The sequence below is a fragment of the Phaeovulum sp. genome, from assembly GCF_041596715.1.
In the GTDB taxonomy this organism is placed as follows: domain Bacteria; phylum Pseudomonadota; class Alphaproteobacteria; order Rhodobacterales; family Rhodobacteraceae; genus UBA6213.
On sequence record NZ_JBFHIA010000159.1, the window covers coordinates 1 to 7552 of the forward strand.

General features: G+C 61.2%; 8 protein-coding genes and 1 pseudogene. 5 read left to right on the forward strand and 4 right to left on the reverse strand.

The window, feature by feature from the left end; all coding sequences use genetic code 11:
- Window positions 1-1015: pseudogene (locus ABY403_RS11240) on the forward strand (carbamoyl phosphate synthase large subunit); the annotation flags it as partial.
- 72 nt (window positions 1016-1087) lie between these two features.
- On the opposite strand, the gene thyX reads toward ABY403_RS11240, so the two are convergent.
- Entirely contained in the window at window positions 1088-1993 is a 906-nt protein-coding gene (gene thyX / locus ABY403_RS11245; RefSeq protein WP_372840907.1) for an FAD-dependent thymidylate synthase, read from the reverse strand.
- Between the two features lie 196 nt (window positions 1994-2189).
- On the opposite strand from thyX, the gene ABY403_RS11250 reads away from it, so the two are divergent.
- The 3 genes from ABY403_RS11250 to ABY403_RS11260 are packed head-to-tail and all read left to right on the forward strand — an operon-like array spanning window position 2190 to window position 4976.
- Complete coding sequence (locus ABY403_RS11250) at window positions 2190-3098, forward strand: hypothetical protein (RefSeq protein WP_372840908.1); 909 nt, start codon at window positions 2190-2192, stop codon at window positions 3096-3098.
- Window positions 3099-3105: 7 nt separating this feature from the next.
- Window positions 3106-4491, forward strand: a complete 1386-nt coding sequence (locus ABY403_RS11255) for a type IV pilus biogenesis/stability protein PilW (RefSeq protein ID WP_372840909.1) — start codon at window positions 3106-3108, stop codon at window positions 4489-4491.
- Window positions 4492-4547: 56 nt separating this feature from the next.
- On the forward strand, window positions 4548-4976 hold the full coding sequence (locus tag ABY403_RS11260) for a VOC family protein (RefSeq protein ID WP_372840910.1): 429 nt from the start codon (window positions 4548-4550) through the stop codon (window positions 4974-4976).
- A gap of 16 nt (window positions 4977-4992) precedes the next feature.
- Here ABY403_RS11260 and ABY403_RS11265 read toward each other — a convergent pair whose 3' ends face one another.
- From ABY403_RS11265 to ABY403_RS11275, 3 genes are all read right to left on the reverse strand, one after another.
- Complete coding sequence (locus ABY403_RS11265; protein ID WP_372840911.1) at window positions 4993-5490, reverse strand: MarR family winged helix-turn-helix transcriptional regulator; 498 nt, start codon at window positions 5488-5490, stop codon at window positions 4993-4995.
- A gap of 94 nt (window positions 5491-5584) precedes the next feature.
- Entirely contained in the window at window positions 5585-5857 is a 273-nt protein-coding gene (locus ABY403_RS11270; protein WP_372840912.1) for a succinate dehydrogenase assembly factor 2, read from the reverse strand.
- The gene (locus ABY403_RS11275) at window positions 5841-6254 is read right to left on the reverse strand and encodes a multiprotein-bridging factor 1 family protein (protein WP_372840913.1); all 414 of its coding nucleotides are present in this window, start codon (window positions 6252-6254) and stop codon (window positions 5841-5843) included. The genes ABY403_RS11270 and ABY403_RS11275 overlap by 17 nt, the downstream gene beginning before the upstream one ends.
- 82 nt (window positions 6255-6336) lie before the next feature.
- On the opposite strand from ABY403_RS11275, the gene ABY403_RS11280 reads away from it, so the two are divergent.
- Window positions 6337-7539 (forward strand): pyridoxal phosphate-dependent aminotransferase, encoded by a 1203-nt coding sequence (locus ABY403_RS11280; protein ID WP_372840914.1) that lies wholly within the window; start codon window positions 6337-6339, stop codon window positions 7537-7539.
- Window positions 7540-7552 lie beyond the last annotated feature (13 nt).

A 7552-nucleotide genomic window follows, 5' to 3' on the forward strand; every position in this document is an offset into this window, starting at 1 on the left:
CTATCTTTCCAACGCAATCGAGGTTGATGTCGATGCGCTTTGCGATGGCCATTCGGTGCATGTCGCGGGCATCATGCAACATATCGAAGAGGCTGGCGTGCACTCGGGCGACAGCGCCTGTTCGTTGCCGCCGCACACGCTTTCTGCCGAAACCGTCGCGGAACTGAAACGCCAGACCGAAGCGTTGGCACTTGGGCTAAATGTCGTCGGCCTGATGAACGTGCAATTCGCGATCAAGGACAGCGTGATCTATGTGCTCGAGGTGAACCCGCGCGCCAGCCGCACGGTGCCGTTTGTGGCCAAGGCAACCGACAGCGCCATCGCCTCTATCGCGGCGCGGCTTATGGCGGGTGAGCGGATGGAAAACTTCCCGCTCCGTGCAGCTTACCCCCCTGGCGTCGGGCCCGATTCGACGCTGCCGCTGGCCAATCCGATGACGCTCGCCGACCCCAACACGCCTTGGTATTCGGTGAAAGAGGCGGTGCTGCCATTCGCGCGCTTCCCCGGCGTTGACACGCTTCTTGGCCCTGAAATGCGCTCGACCGGCGAGGTGATGGGGTGGGATCGCAACTTTGCGCGGGCGTTTTTGAAAGCGCAGATGGGCGCGGGGACGATCCTGCCGGATAGCGGGCGCGTATTCCTTTCGATCAAGGAAATGGACAAGACAGAAGAGCTGGCAGAATCTGCCAGAACGCTGATTTCCATGGGCTTTTCACTTGTTGCAACGCGTGGCACCGCGGCGTTTCTGGAAGCGAACGGCGTGCCTGCCGAGGTGGTGAACAAGGTCTATGAAGGTCGCCCGAATATCGTGGACCGGTTGAAGAACGGCGATATTCAACTGGTGATGAACACCACGGAGGGGAATCAAGCGGTTTCAGACAGCCGCGAAATCCGCGCTGTGGCGCTATATGATCGCATTCCCTATTTCACCACGGCTGCGGCGTGCATCGCCGCCGTTGCTGCCATGCAATCGCGCAGCGAGGGTGAGATTCAGGTGCGGCCGTTGCAGGCTTGAGGCCGGGGTTCTTTGGCTTGCCGGGGATAGTTTGATATTAAACTATTCCCGGCGCGCAGCGGATATTCGCACTCAGCCCCAGTCTTCAACGAATTCGCGCCACTCGCCCTTGCTCATGCCGCTCATCTCTTGCGTCACCACCTCGCCGCGCAGCCGTCGCTGCAAGACCTCGCGCGCCCGCGCTGATAGCTGCACCCCGCCCAACCGGTAGTCTTCAAACGCGCCATAGGCCAACGGCACCCAATCGCGGGTAATCTCGGCCATCTTTTCGGCATAGACACGAATCTCGTATTGCGCGTGCATGTCGGCGCGTAGGCGCAGAAAGTGGAAGAGGTTGTGCAGGTCCGTCTTCCAATACCATTGGGTATAGGTGTTCATCGGCAGGTTCATGCGCGCAAGTTCGCGCGCCAGCCCCTTTTGCCCATCCTGACTCAGCATATCTTCGTAATGGTCAAAGTTGCGCATCGCATCGTCGCGCAGGATGTCGAGCACGCGCTGCGCCTCGTCGCCCTCCAGCAATTCGCCCCTGCCCTGATTATTGACGCTTGATTGCGCGGCCAAGGCATCGGGCGCGGGAATGTAGAACTCGCGGTCGAGAATGGAATAGCGAGCCGAGTATTCATTGACGTTTGCAGTGCGGTGCCGGATCCACTGGCGCGCCACAAAGACCGGCAATTTGACGTGAAACTTGACCTCGCACATCTCGAAAGGGGTCGAATGCCAGTGCCGCATCAGATAGCGGATCAGCCCTTTGTCATCGCTGACCGCCTTGGTGCCGCGCCCATAGGAAACGCGCGCCGCCTGACAGATCGCGGCATCATCGCCCATGTAGTCGATCACCCGCAAAAGCCCGTGGTCAAGGATCGGATGCGCCAGATAAAGCTGCGCTTCCATACCGGGCGAGACGGCACGCAGCGTTTGGCGCGGCGTGGCACGCGCCTCGGCAATTTCGGCGGCCTGTTCAGGGGTCAGCGGCATGGCGCACTCCGGAGCAAAAGATTCGCGGCTACTTTAGCTGGCTTCGGCGGCCCCGGAAACCTAGATGAGCGTTGCACACAGGACTCACTGGCGCGGCCTTCTGTGCGCGGGAATTGACGGATTCCAATAATTTCGCCACATTGCGGCGTGTTTTTCATGTTGGGAGTGCACTATGTCGAGAGTTTGGTTGCCGTTGATGGCGGCGCTGGCATTTGCCGCGTGCAGTTCCGACGAAACCGATGGCGGCACCGGAGGCGGCACAGGAGGCTCAACCGGCACCAGCCCCGAGACCCCGGTCGCGCTGAAGGTGAACGTCAACGAGATCGTCTTCAACGGCACTACGTTGCAGGTGAGCATTGATTCACTGGATTCGACCCCGGTTCTGGTCGATTATGTTCGCGATCCAAGCCTCGATGTCGGCGGCTACCTTGCATTCCGCGTGCAGGAGGATGCACTTGACCGGCTGTTCATCGCGCTGGCGAAGGAAAGCGACGACGGCGCGGTTCGGGCGGTTACCGCGGCCGACGGCGGGCAGTTCAACCGATATTTCGCCGGGGGTGTCTACGAACGTACCGGCGATTTTCTACCCCCGACGATCGGCACCGGCCCGGGTGCCGGGCAGGTTTCTTACGCGGGGAGTTATGCGGCGGTCACCAACGTCAGGGTCGCACGCGGCGGCCCGACCGATGTTGCAATTGATACCACGGAAACGGGCGTGCTCGTTCCGGGGCAATCCAGTCGAGTTTCAGGCGATATCTTTTTAAACGTCAACTTTCTCGACGAGTCGATCAACGGCGCAATCTACAACCGCGTGCTGATCGACCAGAGTCTGTCCCTGGCCGACATCGTTCTTGTAAGGGCTGACATTGCAGAAGACGGAACATTTCTGGGCAGTGCCGAGTACGACGATCCTAGCAACACCGTGGTTGGCACCTATGGTGGTATCTTTGGCGGCGTTGACGCCAACTCCGTGGCGGGTCTTGTGAACCTCGAAGAGTTCAACGATGATTGGGAGAATGAGCGCGAGCACGGCGTTTTCGTGCTGACGCAGTGCGGGCCAAGCAACACCCTGCCGATTTGCAGCAGTGTCGCTCCGTTCCCATGAGCACGGTGTGATTGCCAGTTATTTCGCGGCGGTTCTAGCGGCGGTTCTGTTGACGCTGACACCCGCTTGGGCGGCGACCCTCGATTCTGGCACCGCCCAAGAAGCCGCACTGCAAGCGGCCAGTGAAGGCCGCAACGCTGAGGCGCTGGCGCTGGCGCGCGCGATACTCGAGGTCAGCCCGAACGACCCCTTTGCCCATTACGTGATCGGCACGGTCATGCTGTGGCAGGGTGATCTGGCCGCGGCAGAGCGCGCCGGGAAAAACGCCTATCGCGCGGCAACAAGCAAGCTGCAAAAGCACGAGTCTGCCCGCCTCGTAGCCACGGCGGCCTTTGCCTCTGACGAGGCGCTGAGCGCGCGCTACTGGTTGCGCCATGCCGCCGCAACCGCGCCGGACCCAACGCGCGAAAGGGCGGCGCTACAGGCGCTGGCTGCGCTGCGCGAGGCCACGCCTTGGGGTGTGCAACTGCGGTTCTCGCTGCAACCATCAAACAACGTCAACGCGGGTGCCAGTTCGCGGTTTAACGTGATCGACGGCATCCCGGTGGTCGGCGTGCTAAGCGACGATGCACTGGCGCTGCCGGGTGTGGTGGGTACGCTGGATGCGCGGCTGAGCTATCGGCTACGCGCCAACGAGACCAGCCGTAGCGAGGTTTCGGCGCTGCTCTTTTTGCGCGCGGTTGAACTGGCGGGCGATCCCACGACCAGCACGTGGAGTGCCTCGGAAGGCTGGGTGGAAACCGAAATCAGCAACGCCGCCTATGGCAGCGCCGCGTTCGAGATTGAGTTTGGGCATACGCTGGCCGCAACCGAACGGCGCGGCAGTATCGGCCTGGATGCCGCAGTTGGGCGCACATGGTCTGGCGGATCTTTTTCTTATGATTATCTGCGGCTTGGCGCAAATGTCACGCCGCGGGCTGCGGGCTTTTTTTACAGCGCGGCACTAGAGGCGCGCGCCGCCGATGGATCGCTGCACGATGCAACGATTGCCAGCCTGAGCGGCGGCTGGCGGACATCGCGCGCCAATGGCGACCACATCACGCTTAGCCTCGGGCTGCGCAATGTCGAATCTCCGCGCGCCAATTCTCGCGGCACCACCGCGTCGGTGCAACTGCGCTATGCACCGGCAAAGACGCTGGGCCCTGTTGCGTGGCAGGCCAGCGTCGGTTTTTCTCAATCTGACTATCCCGACTACACGACGGGCCTGTTCATGGTGCCGGGCGGGCGGCAGGAACAGCTGGGTTATGCCGAGGTCGATCTTTGGCTGCCAAGCGCCAACTTCGCAGGTTTTGCACCGCAACTGAAGCTGCGCGCGCTGGAAACCCGTTCCAACGTATCAAGCTTCGAGCGGCGAGAGCTATCAATCGGTTTCGGGTTCCGCTCGCAATTCTAACCCATTCCAGCCCACGGAAAATTGCGCTAACCTCGCGCGACAGCAGGAGGAACCTCATGGCATTGCGTTATCTTCACACGATGGTCCGCGTCCGCGATCTGGAGGCTTCGTTGGCCTTCTACGAGCTTCTGGGCCTGAAAGAAAAGCGGCGCATCGACAACGAGCAGGGGCGCTTTTCGCTGGTGTTTCTGGCCCCTCCCGGACAGGAGGAATGCCCCATCGAACTGACCTATAACTGGGATGGCGACCCGGGCCTGCCTTCTGACAGCCGGCATTTCGGGCACCTTGCCTATGGCGTCGATGACATCTACGCCACCTGTGCGCATCTTCAGGCGCACGGCGTCACCATCAATCGCCCGCCGCGCGATGGGCGCATGGCCTTTGTGCGCAGCCCCGACAATATCTCAATCGAGCTTTTGCAAAATGGTCCGGCGCTGAAGCCCGCCGAGCCTTGGTTGAGCATGGGCAACACCGGGCACTGGTGAACGGCACAACTGCGGCTTAGTAGATGTAGCGGATCTGGTCGGTCCAGTACCGCTCCATCCGCCGCAGCGATTGATTGAGCGCATCCATCGCGTCTGCCTCAAGCACACCGCGCGCTTCCAGCCCGTCGGCATGGCGGGCAAACAGCGCCGCCATCGTGTCGCGCATGGCGGATCCCTTTGGCGTCAGCCGCACCCGCACCGAGCGGCGATCAATTTCGCAGCGCTGGTGGTGCATATGCCCGGTCTCGACCAGTTTCTTGAGGTTGTAGCTGACGTTCGAGCCTTGGTAGTAGCCGCGCGTTTTCAACTCGCCCGCCGTCACCTCGTTTTCACCGATATTGAACAGCAAAAGTGCTTGCACGGCATTGATTTCGAGAATGCCGAGCCGTTCGAACTCATCCTTGATCACATCAAGCAACAGCCGGTGGAGCCTTTCCACCAGCGCCAGACTGTCAATATAGCCCGGCAGAAATCCCGGACTCCGGGCATCCATCACTGGGGTCTGCATTGTCATCATTTACTCCGTCTTTCGCTGCCCAAGGGCGAAGCTGCGGCAAAACCCCCAAAGTTCGGTTAAGCCGCGCGAAATCGGATCAAATGCAACAGTTTCAGCGCGCCTCGATACGCTCCAGCGCAAAGGCGCGAATCTCGTCGATCATCGCCGCGTAACGCGGCGGGGTAACGGTGGCGGTGGTGATCCAAGGATAAATGTCCTGATCGTTCTCGGCCAGAAGCGCGTCGAACAGATCGAGCGATGCTGCGTCAAGCGATGCAAGGTTTGCGTCGGCCCAGGGCCCGAAAATCAGGTCCATTTCCTTGATGCCCCGCCGCCAGCTGCGCATCGCCATACGCTTCAGACGCGCTTCATGCGCTTCGCTCATCGCTTTTTCCTTCCGTTCCGGTCAGTGCCGCCTCGAGCCGACTCAGCCTCGCGTCGAGATCGGCGACACAATGGCGGATTTCACGCAGGGACTGCAACAGCGGGTTGTCAGCCGCAGCACCGTTCGGCTTGCCCGTTTGCGGCCCGGTCAGCCCGTCGCCCTGCCCGGTCAGCAGCCACATCAGCGATACGTTCAACATACCGGCCAGCATCTGCAAGCGGTTCGAGCGCGGCTCGGAACGGTCTTCCTCCCAAGCCTGCACCGTGCTGAGCTTGATGCCCAGACGCGAGGCGAGCGCCTTTTGCGTAAGGCCAGCGGTATCACGTGCCGCAGCCAACCTGTCACCCATGGTCGCAACATCTGAACTGAACCATTCTTCCGGGCTTTCCGCGTCCATCGGTTATCCTTTCCTGCTTGAACGGCGTCGCCGCCGCGCCTAAGACATGGCTCCGGCAGATACGAAACCGGAGCTCCCCGAAATGGCCTTCTTGTCCGACACACTGGCGCGTGTGAAGCCCTCGCCCACGATTGCCGTTACCAACAAGGCCCGCGAATTGGCGGCGGCGGGCCGCGATATCATCGGGCTTGGCGCTGGTGAGCCGGATTTCGACACGCCCGAAAACATCAAGACAGCTGCAAAGCGCGCAATCGACGAGGGTCGCACAAAATACACCGCCGTTGACGGTATTCCCGAGCTTAAAGCAGCAATAGTCGCAAAATTCAAGCGCGAGAACGGGCTGAGCTATACCCCCGCGCAGGTCACTGTGGGCTCTGGCGGCAAGCAGGTTTTGTACAACGCATTGGTGGCCACGCTTAACCCCGGCGACGAGGTGATCATTCCCGCGCCCTATTGGGTCAGCTACCCCGACATGGTGCTGCTGGCCGGCGGCACACCGGTTTTTGTCGAAGGGCCGATGCAGACCGGCTACAAGATCACCGCCGAGCAGCTTGAGGCCGCGATCACGCCGCGCACCAAATGGATGATCTTCAACTCTCCATCGAACCCCACTGGCGCCGGCTACTCGGCGGCGGAACTGAAGCAGTTGACCGATGTGCTGATGCGCCACCCCCATGTCTGGGTGATGTCTGACGACATGTATGAACATCTCGCCTTCGGCGATTTCAAGTTCGCAACCCCCGCGCAAGTGGAGCCGGGGCTTTATGACCGCACGCTGACCTGCAACGGCGTTTCCAAAGCCTATGCGATGACCGGCTGGCGGATCGGATACGCGGCGGGGCCAGAGGTGCTGATCAAGGCAATCGCCAAGGTGCAAAGCCAGTCAACCTCTAACCCCTGCTCGATCAGCCAATACGCGGCGCTCGAGGCGCTGAACGGGCCGCAAGATTACATCGCCACCTCCCGCGCGGCGTTCGAGCGGCGGCGCGATCTGGTTGTGGCGGCGCTGAACAGCTGCCCCGGCATCGTCTGCCCGGTGCCAGAGGGCGCGTTCTACGTCTACCCTTCGGTCGCAGGCTGCATCGGCAAAACCTCGGCGGAAGGCGCGCAGATTACGGATGACGAGGCTTTCGCGGCAGCGCTGCTGGAAGAGACTGGCGTGGCAGTGGTTTTTGGCGCGGCCTTCGGGCTTTCACCAAACTTCCGCATCAGTTACGCTACTTCCGACACGGCCTTGATTGAGGCCTGCGCGCGCATCAAGCGGTTTTGTGAAGGCTTGCGCTGAAGACACGCCCATA

Bases quoted from the DNA above. Each gene is read 5' to 3' on its own strand.
- thyX (WP_372840907.1), bottom strand. From the start codon at position 1,993: ATGCCGCTGACCCCTGAACAGGCCGCCGAAATTGCCGAGGCGCGTGCC.
- ABY403_RS11250 (WP_372840908.1), top strand. From the start codon at position 2,190: ATGGCGGCGCTGGCATTTGCCGCGTGCAGTTCCGACGAAACCGATGGC.
- ABY403_RS11260 (WP_372840910.1), top strand. From the start codon at position 4,548: ATGGCATTGCGTTATCTTCACACGATGGTCCGCGTCCGCGATCTGGAG.
- ABY403_RS11265 (WP_372840911.1), bottom strand. From the start codon at position 5,490: ATGACAATGCAGACCCCAGTGATGGATGCCCGGAGTCCGGGATTTCTG.
- ABY403_RS11270 (WP_372840912.1), bottom strand. From the start codon at position 5,857: ATGAGCGAAGCGCATGAAGCGCGTCTGAAGCGTATGGCGATGCGCAGC.
- ABY403_RS11275 (WP_372840913.1), bottom strand. From the start codon at position 6,254: ATGGACGCGGAAAGCCCGGAAGAATGGTTCAGTTCAGATGTTGCGACC.
- ABY403_RS11280 (WP_372840914.1), top strand. From the start codon at position 6,337: ATGGCCTTCTTGTCCGACACACTGGCGCGTGTGAAGCCCTCGCCCACG.